This window comes from Verrucosispora sp. TAA-831 (assembly GCF_050780145.1).
Taxonomy (GTDB): domain Bacteria; phylum Actinomycetota; class Actinomycetes; order Mycobacteriales; family Micromonosporaceae; genus Micromonospora.
In genome coordinates this window covers 6,753,679-6,769,405 of record NZ_CP192240.1, presented here as the reverse complement: position 1 = coordinate 6,769,405, position 15,727 = coordinate 6,753,679, and the positions used below count along the sequence as shown (strand labels likewise).

The window sequence follows — 15,727 nt, the reverse complement described above, 5'->3', positions numbered from 1 at the left end:
ACCCGCCGGAGGCGACCGGGCCGGCCGACGTGGCGGCCCGGTCGCGGGGTGGCTCAGCCGAACATGTCGTCCAGGAAGCTCTTGCGCTTCTTACGCCGGTAGTGGCCGTGGTAGCCGTAGTGCTGCTGGGAGTGGCCGTAGGCGGGTGCCGGTGCCGGGTAGCCGTGCGGCGGGGGCGGCGGAACGGCACCGTAGCCGGGCTGGTGCGGGGCGGGTGCCGGGGGTGGCGGTGGGGGCTGGTAGCCGCCCTGGGGAGCGGCCGGGGGCTGCTGGGCGGCGCTCCAGTTGGCCTCCGCCTCGAACAGCTTCTCCAGCTCGCCACGGTCGAGGAAGATCCCGCGGCACTCGCCGCACTGGTCGATGACGACCCCACTGCGCTCGTACTGGCGCATTTCTCCGCGACACTTGGGACAGGTCAGGCTCATGTCCCGAAGGTACCTGGTCGGTTCACCCGGTTGAGGTCAGCGCCGCCGTGACCTCGCCGTCGGAGACCTCGTGGAAGTCGTCGTAGTAGGCGCCGACCGCGCCGAAGTCGACGGGTTGCAGCGCGCTGACCACCTCGTCGGCCTCGGCGGCCAACATCTCGTGGGCCTGGGGGGCGCTGACGGGTACGGCGACCACCACGCGGCGGGCGCCGAGGTGGCGGGCGACCTGGACGGCGGCGCGGGCGGTCGCGCCGGTGGCCAGACCGTCGTCGACGATCAGGGCGATGCGTCCGGTGAGGTCCAATGGTGGTCGGCCGGCCCGGTAGAGCTGTTCGCGCCGGTCCAGTTCGGCCTGTTCGCGTTCCTGCACTCCGGCGATGTCGTCGGGGTCGAGGCGGCTGGCGATCACCTCGTTGAGGACGCGTTCGCCGCCGGGGCCGAGTGCGCCGAAGGCGACCTCGGGGGCCCAGGGCATGCCGAGTTTGCGGACCACGAGTGCGTCGAGGGGTGCGCCGAGGCGTTCGGCGACGACCTGGGCCACCGGCACGCCACCGCGTACCAGGCCCAGCACGACGAGGTCCGGTTCGCCGATCAGGTCGGTGAGTCGGTCGGCGAGTACCTGGCCTGCCTCGGTGCGGTCGCGGTAGGTGGTCATGTCCTCAGGTCTACGCCCTGTCGGTCGCCCGTGCTCGGCGGTTGCCGGATCCCGGGAAGGTCGAGCGCGGGTGCCCAGAGCAGGAACGCGATCGGGTACAGCAGGTAACCGAATCGGGTGGCGGGCATCAGCAGGATGGCGACGAGCAGGCCGTACCCGCAGATCAGGGCGGCGGTGCGAGCGGTGCGGGGTGGGCGGCGGGCGAGCAGGACGGCGATGGCGGTCCCGGCGGCGACCAGGAGGGCGGCGGCGACCACTCGCCCGGCGGGCAGGGTGTTCGCGATCAGGTAGCCGGGGAACGGTGTGGCGGCGGGGCTGGAGACCAGGCCGTGGCCGAGGGGGAAGCGCAGCACGTTCTCCACCAGCGCGGTGCGGTCGACCAGGAGGGTGGGGAGCAGTGCGGCGGCGGGGAGGCCGAGGGCTCCGGCGGCCACGCGCAGGCCGGCGCGGCGGGTGAGACCCCAGATGATCAGCACTGCGGCGACCGGCCAGGCGAAGAGTTTCAGGGCACCGGCGAGTCCGACCGCGATGCCGGACCAGCCGGGTCGGTCGGTGGCGGCGAGGGCGAGTGCCAGCAGGCAGAGCGCGAGTACGGGCAGGTCGTCGCCGCCGGTGGCGAGCGTGAGCGCGCAGACGGGCAGGACGGTGGCGGCCTGTACGCCGCGCAGCAGGAGGGCCTGGTGCCGGGTGGTCCGGCTGCGGGCGGTGGGTGGTCGCAGGATGCGGATGGCCAGCAGTAGCGCCACGGCGGTGCCGACGGCGAACCAGACCCGGGCGTCGGTCCACCAGGTGTCGACGAGTGCCCGGGGGATGCCGAACAGGGCCATGCCCGGCTGGTAGGGGGTGTAGCCGAGAAGTCGTTCGTCGGAGGGTAGGGCGGCGATGGCGTCGGGTCCGAGATAGGGCGTCCCGGTGTCGACGAGGCGGGCGCCGGAGTCCTCGACGACCAGGACTTCTTCCTGGGCGCGGTCGGTGCGTCCGGCCGTGCGTTGGATGCTCTGCCAGATCAGGGGCAGCAGGGCGGTGCCGGCCCAGGCGAGTGCGGTGACGAGGGCTCGGCCGGGCAGGGTGACCAGTTTCGAGTGTGGTCGGTGGCGGCGCAGGAGGAGTTGTCCGGTGGCGGCGAGTGCGGCGGCGAGGTAGCCGAGTGCGGCGATGGTGCCCCAGGCCCGGTGGGGTACGAGGGTGCTGGTGGCGGCGGTGATCGCGGCGAAGGCGGCTGCGGTGGCGTACAGGCCGAGGTCGAGGGCGAGGCCGTCGGCGGCGGTGTCGAGGCGTTGCCACCTGCTGAGGCGGTGGGTGGTCGAGGTGGCGGCGCTCACGTCGGCCAGTGTGTCAGGCGGGCCGGTGGTGGCCCCGGCCCCCCTGTCGGCGTCCCTTGCCCTTGGGTAGCCGGACGACGGCGCCGGCGTCGTGGAGGGGGGCGGCGAGGCTTCCTGGTCGGCCGCCGGCTCCGCGTTGGAGGGCGGCGAGGAGGGTGCCGGCGGCGAGGGGACGGGCGAAGAGGTGGCCCTGTCCGGCGGTGCAGCCGAGTTCCCAGAGGGCGCGGCGTTGGGCCTCGCGTTCGACTCCCTCGGCGACGACGGCCAGGTTGAGGCTGCGGCCGAGGTCGAGGGTGGAGCGGATGATGGCGGCGGCTTCGGTGGCGGATTCCATGGCGGTCACGAAGCTTCGGTCGATCTTGAGTTCGTGGACGGGGATGCGGGAGAGCAGCGAGAGTGAGGAGTAGCCGGTGCCGAAGTCGTCGAGGGCGAGGCGGATGCCGGCGTCGCGCAGTCGGGTGAGTCCCTGGTCGACGACGTCGAGTTGGCTGAGGGTGAGGGTTTCGGTCAGTTCCAGGACGAGCCGGTCGGGGGGTAGGTCGTGGGCGCGTAGGCGGGCGAGTACGGAGCCGGGGAAGCGGGCGTCGAGCAGGCTGCGGGGGGAGACGTTGACCGCCACCGGGACGTCGAACCCGGCGTCGCGCCAGGTGCCGGCGGCGACCAGGGCCTGGTCGAGGATGGCTTCGGCGAACGCGGGCAGCAGCCCGGAGCGTTCGACGGCTTCCAGGAAGCGCAGTGGGTCGATCATGCCGTGGGTGGGGTGGCGCCAGCGCGCGAGTGCCTCGGCGGCGATGACTTCCCCGGTGCCGAGGTCGACGATGGGCTGGAAGTTGACCGTGAACTCCTGGTCGGCGACGGCGCGGGGTAGTTCGCCGCCGAGGGTGAGTCGGCCGATGTCGGCGGTGTCGCGCGCGGGTGCGTAGGTGGCGATCCGGTTTCCGCTTCGTTTGGCCTGGTACATGGCGACGTCGGCGCGTCGGAGCAGTTCGACCATGCCGCCGGTGGCGGGGGCGACGGCGATGCCGCCGCTGGCTTCGACGCTGATCCGCATGCCGTCGATGTCGAAGGGTTCGTGCAGGGCGGCGAGGAGTGTGTCGGCGCGGTGTGCGGCGACTGCGGGGGCGGGCAGTGCGCGCAGGAGTACGGCGAACTCGTCGCCGCCGAGGCGGGCGACCAGGTCGTCGGCGCGGGCGGCGGCGCGGAGCCGTTCGGCGACCTGCATCAGCATCTGGTCACCGGCGGCGTGGCCGAGGGTGTCGTTGACCTCTTTGAAGTGGTTGAGGTCGATGAGGACGAGGGCGGTGATGCCGTCGGCGTGCCGGTGGTGCAACTGCTCGTTGCCTTCTTCGAGCAGGTGGCGTCGGTTGGCCAGTCCGGTCAGTGCGTCGTGTGCGGCGGCGTGGGCGTGGGCCTGGGCCACCCGGGCGAGTTCGGCGTACGCCTGGGCGTTGCGGACGGCGGTGCAGAGTGCGGAGGCGAAGGTGTGCAGGGTGTACCGCTCCCGTTCGGAGAGCCGTACCGGTCCGCGGAAGCGGAGGCGCAGCATGCCGACGTCGACGGTCTTGTCGTGTCCTTCGAGGCGTACGGGGACGGTGGCGCCGTGTACCTCGGTGGGCTCGCCGATGGGTCCGTCGTACGTGAGGGTCTCGGTGGAGCCGCGTACCACGCGGCCGTCCTCGCGTAGTTCGATCTCGACCTCGTCGGCGGAGAAGAGTTCGGCGGCGCGGGTGACCGCTGTGGTGAGCACGTCGTCGAGTTCGACGACGTTGAGCGCGTCGGTGGTCTGGGCGAGTCGTTGCCAGGCCTGTTGTTCGGTGCGGCTGCGGACGCGGTTGGAGTTGAGCAGGTGGAGGCTGAGGACGAGTGGTGGTACGACCAGCAGCAGCCACGTGTCGATCTTGACGATCAGAATGGTGCCGACGATGACGATGGGGCGGGTCAGTGCTGCGGTGAGGCGGACGTCCCAGTTGTCGAGGAAGAGTCTGCGCAGCGAGGTGCCGGTGGCCATGGCGATGACCGGCAGGGTGACGAGTTCGTCGAGAAGCACCGCGGCGAGGTAGGCGGCGGCCAGGGGGGCGATGGTCGCGGCGATGTCGGAGTCGGTCGGTGGCCAGGTGAACAGTTGCAGGACCAGGCCGGCGGCGGTGGCGACGAGCATGTTCTTGGCGATGCCGAAGACGCGCTTGATCGGTGGGAGCCGGGCCAGTGTGGTGGCGATGGCGACGCCGAAGCCGGTGGCGAGGACGACCACGGAGGTCGGTGCCACGACGAGGCCGATGATGATCGCGGTCTCGGTCCATGCGATGTAGTGGTTGGAGGCGCGAATGCGGACGCGGACCTTCGCGGTGAAGCCGACCGCCACGAGGGAGATCAGGGCGGTCCAGGTGAGGGTGGCGTTGACTGCTCCGTAGCTGGGCAGGTGGGCGACGGAGACCGCGGCGGCCAGTCCGGCCACAACGACGACGAGACCGATTAGCGGCAGTAGCCGCCGATCGGTCCCGGTCTGTCGTTCCTGCAGAGCCAACCATCGTCCCCGTTCGTCACCGAGGGGCTGCGCTCCGCAAGCGTACGTCGGTTGGTCCTGATCCAGAAGATGGGATCAGCCCCATTCGTTCGAGTTCATCTCGACCCCCAGTTTGGTGCTTCCTTCGCGTTGGTAGCCAAACCCTAGGGGCGCTTGCGGGCATATAGCGACTAAAGGTGTCTTATTGCGCAGAATAGGCCAATATGGTGATATTAAGTCACGTTCAGTCCCACCCGCTTAACGGAGGGTCCAATAAGGTGGGCCGATCGCGTTGTCCACCTCGGTGCCCGCCGCCGCAGGATTTCTGCGGAACAAGTGTGACCAGAAGCTTTGCTCGTTTCATCCGCCGTTTCGGTCGAGCTTGCCGCATCACGCGGGGACTGGCAGCACGGGATCCTGGTTAAGCTGCGTACAGTGATCCTTTGAATGCGGGCAGAGGGGTCGGTGCAGATTCAGGTCCTCGGCGGTCTCGTGGTACGCCTCGACTCGGGGGTGTTGCCCCTGGGGACGCCGAAACAGCAGACGGTTCTCGCCATGCTGGCCTGCAATCCCGGGCGGCTGGTGTCGGTGGGTCAGCTCGTCGACGAGCTGTGGCCGGACCACCCACCGCACTCGGCCGTGCCCAATGTCCGTACTTATGCGGCTAATCTGCGACGCAGCTTTGAGTTGCTGGTGCCGGAGCGTGAGGTGCTGGTCCGCACCCGTGACGGCTACCGCCTCGACGTCGACCCCTCCGATGTGGACGTCTTCGTCTTCCAGTCCGAGGTCGCCGAGGCCCGTCGGCTCGTCGTCGCGAACGAACCGGCTGCGGCGGACCTGTTGGTGCGGGCGCTGGCGCGCTGGCAGGGACCGATGCTCACCGGGCTTCCGCTGGGGCCGGGGCTGCTGGCACAGGTGGCCTCGGCGACCGAGGACCGGATGTTGACGGCGGAACTCCTGGCCGAGCTGCGGATCCGTCTGGGTCGGTACGACGAGGCGTTGCCGGTGCTCCGGGAACTGTTGATGGGGCAACCGCTGCGCGAGCGGGCCCACCTGCTGCTCATGCGGGCTCTGTACCTGCGCAACGACCACGCCGGTGCCATCGCCGCCTACGCCGAGGCGAGACGGGTCCTGCGCGAGCAGTTGGACATCGAGCCCGGGACGGAGCTGCGGCAACTCCACCAGCACATCGCCGCGCGGGAGCGGCAACGTCGGCATCCGGCGGGGTCGCGCCCGGCTTCCTCGACCCGGGACCAGGAGGGCCGAGGCGGCGCTACGCAACCGTTCCTGCCCCGCGAGGTGCCGGACTTCGTCGGTCGGACCCCGGCGGTCGAACACCTGGTGGCGGCGACACTGCGCGCCGGCACCTCGCTCTCCGCGGTGCACCTCGTCGACGGCATGCCGGGTAGCGGCAAGACGTCGTTAGCCCTGCACGTCGCCGGTCGACTCGCCGCCCGCTTCCCGGACGCGCAACTCTTCATCGACCTCGCGGGTCACGACCCCGCCGCGAAGGTGGACCCGACCGCTGCGCTGGCGACGCTGCTGCGTCAACTCGGTGTGCCGGGTGGACGGATCCCGCCGGAACTCGGTGACCGGCTGGTCCTGTGGCGTCGTGAGCTGACCGGACGCCGGGTGATCGTGGTGCTGGACAACGCGGCGGACGCCGAGCAGGTCCGCCCGCTGCTGCCCACGGTGCCGGGAAGCGCCGTGATCGTGACGTCGCGGCGGCGGATCACCGGCCTGGACGTCGGGCCACCGGTGTCCCTGCCGGTGATGGACGTCGCGGAGGGGGTGGCGCTGCTCGCCTCCACGGCCGGATCGGCACGGGTGGCGGCGGAACCCGAGGCGGCCGTGGCGGTGGTGGAGCAGTGCGGGCACCTGCCGCTGGCGATCCGGCTCGCCGGTTCGCGGCTGGCGCATCGACCGACCTGGAGGGTTGCGGACCTGGCGGCGCTGTTGGCCGGCAACGCCCGCCGGTTGGACCACCTCGCGTCCGGGGACCGGAGCGTGGCCGGCGCGTTCGCGGCCTCGTACGAACCGTTGGACGACGACGCAAAGCGACTGTTCCGGCTGCTCGGCGTCGCTCCGGGCGCGGTGTTCGGTGCGGCGATCGCCAGTGCGGTGTCCGGGCTGTCCCTGGACCACACCGCCGAGGCGCTGGACGTACTCGTCGACCGTCATCTGATCGAAGAGGTCGAGGCCGGGCGGTACCGGATGCACGACCTCATCCGCCAGTACGCCCACGAGCTGTCGATGCGACACGATTCGCCGGACACCCGGAATGGGGCTCTCGTCGATCTGCTGGACCTCGTTCTGCACCTCGCATTCGGTGTCGCCGACGACCTGGAGTCCGGTTTCGTACGAGGGCAGGTGAGCCTCGGTCGACCTCGCCGCCCCGACTTATTGGCCGACGTCGGAACACCGACCGAGGAATGGATGGAGACAGAGCGGGCGAACCTCGTGTCGCTCGTCGTACGGGCCCGGGAATGGCGACACCACGATCAGGCGTGGCGATTGACCCGACTGTTGTGGCGGTTCCTTTACGTCCGGGGCTATTTCGACGACATCATTTCGACTCATCTGAACGGGCTCGCGGCGGCGGAGCACGTCGAGAACGACGCGGCGATCGCCGCGATGCACAACTACCTCGCCTCCGCCTACGTCCGTACCGGCGACTACGGGGACGCGTTGCAGCACGTCGGCGCGGCGGTCCGCATCTCCGAGCGGCGAGGCGACCTGAAGAACATCGGCCGCTACCGGACCAACCTGGCCGCCATCCACTGGATCCGTGGTGATCTCGAAGAGGCGGTGCGGTGCGGTCTGGACGGACTGCGCAGCCAGAACGGGTACGACCCCGGCGAGGTGCCGACTTTCCTGCCGAGCGTGGGGCTCGCGCTCGGCCTGCTCGGCCGGTACGACGAGGCACTGCGCCTGCATCGCCTGCACCTCTATCTCGGTCGCCAGGTCAACAACCAGTTCCACATCCTCAACGCGTTGGGACACATCGGTGGGGTGAAATGTCGGATGGGGCGGTACACCTCCGCCCTGCGGGCACTGCGGGCCGCGTTGGTGATGCGGGAGCGCACCGGTCACCGCTACGCGGAGCCGGAGGTGCGCAACGACATCGGCAACGCGCTGCGCGGACTGGGCCGGATCGACGAGGCCGTGCGGCAGCACGAACTGGCCCGGGAGTTGGCGGTGGAGTCGGGTGAGCCGCACGTCGAGGCCGCCGCCCTCAACGATCTCGCGTTCACGCTCGCCGACTCCGCCGACGCCGACCGGCTGACCGCCCTGCACCGGTCGGCCCTGCAGTTGGCCACCCGGATCGCCCACCCGTACGAGCAGGGTCGAGCCCTGGCGGGCCTCGCCGAGCACCTGTCCGGCACGGACCCGGCGGAGGCGCGCCGGCACTGGGAACGTGCCCTGGCGATCTTCCGGCGGATGGGGGTACCCGAGCGGTTCGACGTCGAACGCCGTCTGGCGGGCGCGTCCGTCGCGGTGACAGTCACCCGACTGGCCGCCGCGTCGTCCGGTGCCGACCACCGCTGAGCAGCGACAGAACGAGAGAAACCTTCTTATCGATTTCTTATCGACCGGCTCGGTAGCGTCTCCACGTCGCCGACGGGGGGAGATCCGCCACGGACGGATCTCGTCGCGACACCTGCCGCCGGTTCGTCCCAGCTACCGGGGCAAGGGTGCGGAAGGGGCGGCGCGCGAGCGCCACTCCTTCCGCGAAGTACCGCACACCGGGCACGCCGGTGCGGAGGGATAGGCTCGCCGGCGTGACCGAACCCGCCCAGCTCACCCACGTCGACGCGACCGGTGCGGCGCGCATGGTCGACGTCTCCGCCAAACAGGTATCCGGTCGGGTGGCCGTCGCGGCCGGTCGGCTGCGCACCACGTCCGAGGTGATCGAGCTGCTCCGCCGGGACGGGTTGCCCAAGGGCGACGCGCTGGCCGTCGGCCGCCTGGCCGGGATCATGGGCGCCAAGCGCACCCCCGACCTGATCCCGCTCTGCCATCCGATCGCGTTGCACGGCGTCACGGTCGACCTGGAGCCCACCACGGACAGCGTCGAGATCACCGCCACCGCCCGCACGGCCGACCGGACCGGCGTCGAGATGGAGGCACTGACCGCCGTGGCCGTCGCCGGGCTGGCCCTGGTGGACATGGTCAAGGCGGTCGACCCGGCGGCGAGCGTCGAGGCGGTCCGGGTGGTGCGCAAGGAGGGCGGCAAGACCGGCCTCTGGGAGCGTCCGGCGGACCGGCCGTGATCCGCGCCCGGGTGGTGGTGGCGTCCAACCGTGCCGCCGCCGGCGTGTACGCCGACACCAGCGGCCCGCTGCTCGCCGACGGGCTGCGCGAGCTGGGCTGCGAGGTGGACGACCCGGTCGTGGTGCCGGACGGCGAGCCGGTGGGACACGCGATCCGCGCGGCGGTGGCCGCCGGGGTGGACGTGCTGGTCACCAGCGGCGGCACCGGAGTCACGCCGACCGACCGGACTCCCGACGTGACCCGGGCGCTGCTCGACTACGAGATCCCCGGCATCGCCGAGGCGCTGCGCGCCCACAGCCGTGACCGGGTGCCCACCGCCGTGCTGTCCCGGGGCGTGGCCGGGGTGGCCGGGCGCACCCTGGTGGTGAACCTTCCAGGGTCCACCGGTGGCGCCCGGGACGGTCTCGCCGTGCTGGGGCCGATCCTCGCGCACACCGTCGACCAGTTGCGCGGTGGCGACCACTAGGCGAACCGATAGGCTCGGCCGGGTGAGAACGGAAACCGCATCCGCCACCGAGGGCGCCGTCGCGCCGCCGCCGGCCGGCTGGGAGGAGGCGCGCTCCCGGGTGTACGCGGTGGGCCTGGCCGCCGTACTCCCCGCGATCGAGCGCCCGCTCGCCGACGTCGACGGGTACACCCTCGCCGAACCGCTCACCACCCGGACGGACCTGCCGGCGTTCCCCACGTCGAGTGTGGACGGCTGGGCGGTCCGGGGTGCCGGTCCGTGGCGGGTGGTCGGGCGGGTGCTGGCCGGTGGTACGCCGGCCCCGTTGACCGAGGACGGGACCACCGTCGAGATCGCCACCGGTGCGATGGTGCCGTCGGGCACCACCGCCGTGCTGCGGGTGGAGGAGTCGACGCGTACCGCCGACGGGTCGGTCGACGGCGTGCCGCGCGGTACGCCGGAGTGGCGGCGTCCCGGTGAGGAGGCGGCGGCCGGCGAGGAACTGCTTCCGGCCGGTACCCCGGTCGACCCGGCGGTGATCGGACTGGCCGCCTCCTGCGGTCACGACACGCTGCGGGTACGCCGGCAGCCCCGGGCCGCGCTGCTGGTCTTCGGGGACGAACTGCTCACCGCCGGTCCACCCGCCGCCGGGCGGGTCCGGGACGCGTTGGGCCCGACCGTGCCGAGCTGGTTGCGCCGGTACGGCTGTCAGATCCGTCCGGCCGATGTGGTCGGACCGGTGGCCGACACGCTGCCCGACCACGTCGCCGCACTGCGCACCGCGCTGGCCCACGCCGACCTGGTCTGCACCACCGGCGGGACCATGCACGGGCCGGTCGACCACCTGCACCCGGCACTGGCCGAACTCGGCGCGGACTACGTGGTCAACACCGTCGCAGTACGCCCCGGTTTCCCGATGCTGCTGGCCCGGGTGGCCGGCGGCGACGGTCGGGTCCGGTTCGTCGCCGGGCTGCCCGGCAACCCGCAGTCCGCCGTCGTCGCGCTGGTCTCGCTCGTCGCGCCACTGCTGGCGGGTCTCACCGGCCGGGTGGCGCCGGTGCTGCCGCACGTCACGCTGGCCGAGCCGGTGCCGGGACGCGGCGACCACACCCACCTCGCCCTGGTCCGTCTCGACCAGGCCGCCGGGACTGCCCACCCGGTCCGGCACGTCGGGTCCGCGATGCTGCGTGGGCTCTCCGGCTCGGACGGGTTCGCCGTCATCCGGCCGGGCAGTACCGGCGCGGTCGGCGATCGGGTGCCGCTGGTGCCGCTGCCGCTGCTGCCCGGGGAGCGGGCATGGTGATCGTGATCGGGGACGTGACCGAACAACCGCTGGACCTGGCGGCCCACGAGGCCGCCGTCGCCGACCGGCGGGCCGGCGCGGTGGTCTCCTTCGCCGGCGTGGTCCGCGACCACGACCACGGCCGCGCGGTGGTGAGCCTGGAGTACGAGGGTCACCCGAGTGCCGCCACCATCCTGCGGGAGGTGGCGGCCGAGATCGCGGCCGATCCCGACGTCTACGCGGTGGCCGTGTCACACCGGATCGGTCCGCTCGCCATCGGCGACGCGGCACTGGTCGCGGCCGTCAGCACCGCACACCGGGCGGCCGCGTTCGCCGCCTGCGCCAAACTGGTGGACGAGGTGAAGGCCCGGCTGCCGATCTGGAAGCGGCAGGTCTTTGCCGACGGCACCGAGGAGTGGGTCAACTGCCCGTGATCGCAGGTGCCGGGTCACGTCGACCCGGCACCGCCGACGCACCGGTGTCAGCGCCGGTGTTGCAGCAGCGCGGCGGTGCGGGCCATCCGGTCGGTGTAGAAGGCGGGTTCCGCACCCGGCCGCCAGGGCAGCGCGGCGACCAGCACGATCAGGGCCAGCGCCAGCGAGTTCTCCATCAGCGCCCCGAACAGCCCGTTCTCGTAGTGCGAGACCTCGGGGAGCTGGTGTTCGTACGGCCAGATCGGCGAGATCAGGAAGAGCAGGTAGAGCCCGATCGCGGCGATGCCGTGGCGGAGCCCGGTCAACGTCGGGTACCAGATCGGCGGGCGCAGCGTGGAGACCCCAGGTGGGCCGCCGTACGCGCCGGAGGGGGATCGCAGAGCCGGACCTCGACTGGCGTCGTGACGGCGGACCGCCGCGTCGGCCAGCACGATGATCGCCGGGATCACCCAGACGAGGTGGTGCGTCCAGGAGATCGGGCTGATCACGTTGGCGGTCAGGCCGACCAGCGTGAAGGCGGTCAGCTCGTCACCGTCGGCGTGTGACTGCGAGGCCCGGGACAGACCCAGCGCCAGCACCAGCACCGCGAAGGCGAGCCAGAGCAGCGTCGGGGTCTCGATCGAGTCGTACAGCCGCGCCAGCAGACCGGCCAGGGACTGGTTGGGCGTCATGTCGGCGGCACCGACCCGCTCGGTCTGCCACAGCACGTTGCCGAAGTAGGCCCGGGACTCGGCGCCCACGACGCCGAAGCTGCCGATGGTCACGGCGACGGTGGTGCCGATCGCGGTCGTGGCAGCCCGCCACTGGCGGGTGATCATCAGGTAGAAGATGAACAACGCCGGGGTGAGTTTCACGGCCGTGGCCAGGCCGATGCCCACACCGGCCCAGGCACCACCGTAAACGAACCGCAGCAGCGGGCCGTCGCTCTCCGCCTGGTGCGTGCCGCGCCGCGACCGCCAGCGCAGCGCCACCAGATCGGCCATGATCAGGGCGAACAGCAGGAGGTTGACCTGCCCGTAGCCGAGGGTCTCCCGGGTCGGCTCGATGGCGATGGCGAGCGGCGTGGCGATGGCCACCGTGTACCACAGTGGCCAGCCCAGCCGGTCCACGATCGGCCGCAGCAGGGCGGCCAGCACCACCGCCAGCACCGCGATGCTGACCAGTGCGTTCACCAGCCCCGCCACGGTCACCGGCAGGTGCGCCATGGGCAGCATCGCCAGCCCGGCGAAGGGTGGGTAGGTGAAACCCAGGGTGGTGTCGGGCGCGACGAACTCGTACAGCTCGTGACCGCTCGCCCACCAGACCACCGCGCCGTGGTAGATCTTCATGTCGAAGAAGTTGTACGGACGCCCGAAAGCGCCGATGGCAAGCCATGCGGCATAGGCGACGGCGGCGACGATGCCGGCCCGTACGACTGTCCTACGATCGATCCCACGCGTTACGCGGCGGACTGCGGCGAGGCGGTCCGGCCTTTTACCGACGCTCGTCGGCATGGCTCGGCCACCCCCGTACCAAGGTCGTCCTACCCGTCCAGGTCCGGTAGGGAGCCTAGAACGGCGCCTCACGTCAGTGCCTCCCGCGTTATGCGACCGTGTCCGATCCCACACAATCTTTTGACATTTCCACCGCGTTAACGCCTACCGGGCGGTTCAGGTGATTCGCGGCCTTAGCCAGTGTGGGGGTGGGATAAACGCAGGTCAGCGAGGGGTGACTGCGACTCAGCCGGGGATTCGGCGCGCGGTTGCCGCCGAGCGGACGGCGATCCGGGCCTCCCGGCGTGCGGTCCGGACGGCACGGCGTACCGACCGTCGGGAGTGGCCGATGCGGTGACCGGCCCGCCACCGCAGTCCCGGCTTCCCCTCGGTGTCCGCTGCGGCGAGCAACAACCCGCCGAGGAGGCCGAGGTTCTTCAGGAAGTGAATCTGGTTGTTGTTCCGCGCCGCCGGGTCGTCGTTACGCCAGAAGGGATGCCCGGCGAGGGTGACCGGGACCAGCGTGCCGGCCAGGACGAGAGCCGCCGGCCGGGTGAACCTCCCGGTGGCCAGCATCAGCCCGGCACCGAACTGGACGGCGGCGTTGGCACGGATCAGGCTCACCGTGTCGGTGGGGATGCGGGCGTCGGCCCGTTGCAGCAGCGGCGCCACCCGGTCGGTGACCGGCTGCGCCGCAGGCACCAGGCGTTCGGGGTTGGTGAAGTTGCGGGCGCCACTGACCACGAAGATGCCGCTCAACATGGCGCGGGCGAGGGATCGTACGGGCGTCATGGAACAGTCATACCCCGTCCGTGACCTCGACATGCCCCGCAACGGCCCATCTCGATCGATCGGGTGGGTCGGATGGTCCGAGTGGTGAGGACGCCACGCCGATTCCAGCGACCGTCACTGATGCGTGCGTCGCGCGCGGTAACCTCCCGGCGTGACGACGCTGCGGCTCCGACCCGAGGACCCGGCAGACACCGGCGCGGTCCGCCGGGTACTGGCCGCCGCCTTCGCCCGCCCCGACGTGACCACCCCGCCGGAGGTACGCCTCGTCGACGAACTGCGGGCCGGCGAGGCGTGGCTGCCGATGCTGGCGATGGTCGCCGAGTACGGCGGCGAGATCGTCGGCTACGCCCTGCTGACCCGGGTCCGGGTGTGCGCGGACGGGGTCAACGTCCCGGCGCTGGTGCTCGGACCGGTGGCGGTGGCACCGCACCGGCAACGGATCGGGCTCGGCGGCGCGGTGGTGCAGGCAGCCCTGGAGGCGGCCACCGAACTCGGCGAGCGGCTGGTCGTGGTGCTCGGCGACCCCGCGTACTACCGGCGCTTCGGTTTTAGCCGAGCCGACCGGATGGGCCTGACCAGCCCGTGGTCCGGGCTGGGCGAACCATGGCAGGCCCTGGTCCTCCCCCCGACGACCTCAGGCGAGCCGCCCGCCCCACGGGGCGAGGTGGTCTTCCCGCCCCCGTGGTCCAAGGTCTGACCCGCCCCACCTCGCCTGCGTCCGCGATCATGGAGTTGTGGTCGTGCTCGATGCAGGATCGAGTGGTGTCACCCTTGCCCCGAGACCACTCGATCCCGGATCGAGCGTGATCTCGCGGCGAGGTTGGCAAGTCGGGTCGCGAGGCCGTGTCAGGCGGGTTGGGTGCGGAGGTAGCGGCCGAAGTGCGGGACGGTGAAGGCGACCGTGCCGCGTTCGCCGGAGTAGATCAGGCCCTTCTTGATCAGGGCGTCCCGGGCCGGGGAGAGGCTGGCGGGCTTGCGGCCGAGAGCGCGCGCGATCTCGGCGGTCGGCACCGCGGCGTCCATGTCGTCCCGGCCGCCTCCGTCGGCTGCCCCCTCGACCAGGGAGAGGGTCGCCATCGCCCGCATGTACTCGCGTTCGGCCGGGGTGGCCCGCTCGAAACGCGAACCGAAGAACCCCACCGCCAACTCGGCCTCGGCCTCCGGGGCGGCCACCCGGACGTCGGCGGCGGTGATCGGTGATCGGGGCGCGTGGTCCCAGGTCGCCTTCCCGTACGCCTGGACGAAGTACGGATACCCGCCGGACTTCTCGTAGAGCAGGTCGAGCGCCTTCGCCTCGTACTCCACGTCCTCCCGCTCGGCCGGTGCGCAGAGTGCCTGGTCGGCGGCGATGCGGTCGAGCCGGTCGATGCGTTGGTAGCGGAACAGCCGCTCGGAGTACGACTTGGCGGCGCTCAGCACCGCCGGCAGGTGCGGCAGGCCGGCGCCGACCACGATCAGTGGTGCGCCGAGTTGGGAGAGTTCGTGGCAGGCCGCGCAGAGCGCGGAGACGTCCTCCGCCCCGAGATCCTGCATTTCGTCGATGAAGACGGCCACGCCGGTGCCCACGTCACTGGCCACCGAGGCGGCGTCGGTGAGCAGCTCGACCAGGTCGATCTCGATGTCGCCGGAGTCGGCCCGGCCGGTGGCCGCCGGTACGTCGATGCCGGGCTGCCACCGGTCGCGCAGCTTGGCGGCACCGGCGCGACCGGTCGGGGCGCCCCGTTGGGCGAAGGCTTTGAGCACCCCGAGGAACGCGTCGATCCGGTCCGGGGCGCGATGGCGAGGGGCCAGTTCCCGGACGGCCATGTGCAGGGCCGCGGCGATCGGTCGGCGCAGTGACTGGTCGGGGCGGGCCTCGATCTTGCCGCTGCCCCAGAGGTTGTTGATCGCCTGCGAGCGCAGCGTGTTCAGCAGCACGGTCTTGCCGACGCCCCGCAGCCCGGTGAGCATCAGGCTCCGCTCCGGACGACCTCGGGCGATGCGTTCCAGCACGATGTCGAAGACGTCCAGCTCCCGCCCCCGCCCGGCCAGTTCGGGCGGGCGCTGACCAGCGCCCGGAGCGTACGGATTGCGGACCGGATCCACGAATCGCACAGTATCGGGCCGTCTAGACGGGAGGCTA

The 15,727-nt window shown here is 71.5% G+C and carries 13 protein-coding genes; 6 read left to right on the top strand and 7 right to left on the bottom strand.

Translation table 11 applies throughout. From position 1 onward, the window contains the following. Positions 1-53 precede the first annotated feature (53 nt). The 4 genes from ACQVFL_RS30135 to ACQVFL_RS30120 are packed head-to-tail and all read right to left on the bottom strand — an operon-like array spanning position 54 to position 4,926. Positions 54-425, bottom strand: coding sequence for a zf-TFIIB domain-containing protein (locus tag ACQVFL_RS30135; RefSeq protein WP_396697486.1), 372 nt, complete (start codon positions 423-425; stop codon positions 54-56). Between the two features lie 22 nt (positions 426-447). Further along, a complete protein-coding gene (locus ACQVFL_RS30130) occupies positions 448-1,080 on the bottom strand; it encodes a phosphoribosyltransferase (protein WP_396697484.1) in 633 nt (210 codons plus the stop codon). Further along, the gene (locus tag ACQVFL_RS30125) at positions 1,077-2,402 is read right to left on the bottom strand and encodes a glycosyltransferase family 87 protein (protein WP_396697482.1); all 1,326 of its coding nucleotides are present in this window, start codon (positions 2,400-2,402) and stop codon (positions 1,077-1,079) included. Before ACQVFL_RS30125 ends, ACQVFL_RS30130 begins: the two co-directional genes overlap by 4 nt. 13 nt (positions 2,403-2,415) lie before the next feature. Beyond that, complete coding sequence (locus ACQVFL_RS30120; protein WP_431728144.1) at positions 2,416-4,926, bottom strand: putative bifunctional diguanylate cyclase/phosphodiesterase; 2,511 nt, start codon at positions 4,924-4,926, stop codon at positions 2,416-2,418. A gap of 426 nt (positions 4,927-5,352) precedes the next feature. Here ACQVFL_RS30120 and ACQVFL_RS30115 point away from each other — a divergent pair, with 426 nt between their 5' ends. The 5 genes from ACQVFL_RS30115 to ACQVFL_RS30095 all read left to right on the top strand — a co-directional run bounded on the left by ACQVFL_RS30115 (position 5,353) and on the right by ACQVFL_RS30095 (position 11,341). Further along, the gene (locus ACQVFL_RS30115) at positions 5,353-8,454 is read left to right on the top strand and encodes an AfsR/SARP family transcriptional regulator (protein WP_431728143.1); all 3,102 of its coding nucleotides are present in this window, start codon (positions 5,353-5,355) and stop codon (positions 8,452-8,454) included. A 233-nt stretch (positions 8,455-8,687) separates the two neighbouring features. After that, on the top strand, positions 8,688-9,179 hold the full coding sequence (gene moaC / locus ACQVFL_RS30110) for a cyclic pyranopterin monophosphate synthase MoaC (protein WP_396697476.1): 492 nt from the start codon (positions 8,688-8,690) through the stop codon (positions 9,177-9,179). After that, positions 9,176-9,646, top strand: coding sequence for a molybdenum cofactor biosynthesis protein B (locus ACQVFL_RS30105; RefSeq protein WP_396697474.1), 471 nt, complete (start codon positions 9,176-9,178; stop codon positions 9,644-9,646). Before moaC ends, ACQVFL_RS30105 begins: the two co-directional genes overlap by 4 nt. Positions 9,647-9,668: 22 nt before the next feature. Beyond that, positions 9,669-10,928, top strand: a complete 1,260-nt coding sequence (locus ACQVFL_RS30100; protein ID WP_431728142.1) for a molybdopterin molybdotransferase MoeA — start codon at positions 9,669-9,671, stop codon at positions 10,926-10,928. Further along, positions 10,922-11,341, top strand: coding sequence for a molybdenum cofactor biosynthesis protein MoaE (locus tag ACQVFL_RS30095; protein WP_131053441.1), 420 nt, complete (start codon positions 10,922-10,924; stop codon positions 11,339-11,341). Before ACQVFL_RS30100 ends, ACQVFL_RS30095 begins: the two co-directional genes overlap by 7 nt. 47 nt (positions 11,342-11,388) lie before the next feature. Here the strand turns inward: ACQVFL_RS30095 and ACQVFL_RS30090 are convergent, their stop codons facing one another. After that, positions 11,389-12,834 carry a glycosyltransferase 87 family protein gene (locus ACQVFL_RS30090; protein ID WP_431728141.1) on the bottom strand — a complete coding sequence of 482 codons (1,446 nt, stop codon included), beginning with the start codon at positions 12,832-12,834 and terminating at the stop codon, positions 11,389-11,391. Positions 12,835-13,059: 225 nt separating this feature from the next. Then, positions 13,060-13,605 (bottom strand): DoxX family protein, encoded by a 546-nt coding sequence (locus ACQVFL_RS30085; RefSeq protein ID WP_131053439.1) that lies wholly within the window; start codon positions 13,603-13,605, stop codon positions 13,060-13,062. Positions 13,606-13,756: 151 nt separating this feature from the next. Here ACQVFL_RS30085 and ACQVFL_RS30080 point away from each other — a divergent pair, with 151 nt between their 5' ends. Next, positions 13,757-14,302, top strand: coding sequence for a GNAT family N-acetyltransferase (locus ACQVFL_RS30080; protein ID WP_396697464.1), 546 nt, complete (start codon positions 13,757-13,759; stop codon positions 14,300-14,302). A gap of 149 nt (positions 14,303-14,451) precedes the next feature. On the opposite strand, the gene ACQVFL_RS30075 is transcribed toward ACQVFL_RS30080, so the two are convergent. Further along, positions 14,452-15,690 carry an AAA family ATPase gene (locus ACQVFL_RS30075; RefSeq protein WP_396697462.1) on the bottom strand — a complete coding sequence of 413 codons (1,239 nt, stop codon included), beginning with the start codon at positions 15,688-15,690 and terminating at the stop codon, positions 14,452-14,454. Between the last annotated feature and the right edge of the window lie 37 nt (positions 15,691-15,727).

What these genes read in the sequence shown, in the direction of transcription:
- ACQVFL_RS30135 (WP_396697486.1), bottom strand. Translation starts at nt 425, where the DNA reads ATGAGCCTGACCTGTCCCAAGTGTCGCGGAGAAATGCGCCAGTACGAG.
- ACQVFL_RS30130 (WP_396697484.1), bottom strand. Translation starts at nt 1,080, where the DNA reads ATGACCACCTACCGCGACCGCACCGAGGCAGGCCAGGTACTCGCCGAC.
- ACQVFL_RS30115 (WP_431728143.1), top strand. Translation starts at nt 5,353, where the DNA reads ATGCGGGCAGAGGGGTCGGTGCAGATTCAGGTCCTCGGCGGTCTCGTG.
- ACQVFL_RS30095 (WP_131053441.1), top strand. Translation starts at nt 10,922, where the DNA reads ATGGTGATCGTGATCGGGGACGTGACCGAACAACCGCTGGACCTGGCG.
- ACQVFL_RS30090 (WP_431728141.1), bottom strand. Translation starts at nt 12,834, where the DNA reads ATGCCGACGAGCGTCGGTAAAAGGCCGGACCGCCTCGCCGCAGTCCGC.
- ACQVFL_RS30085 (WP_131053439.1), bottom strand. Translation starts at nt 13,605, where the DNA reads ATGACGCCCGTACGATCCCTCGCCCGCGCCATGTTGAGCGGCATCTTC.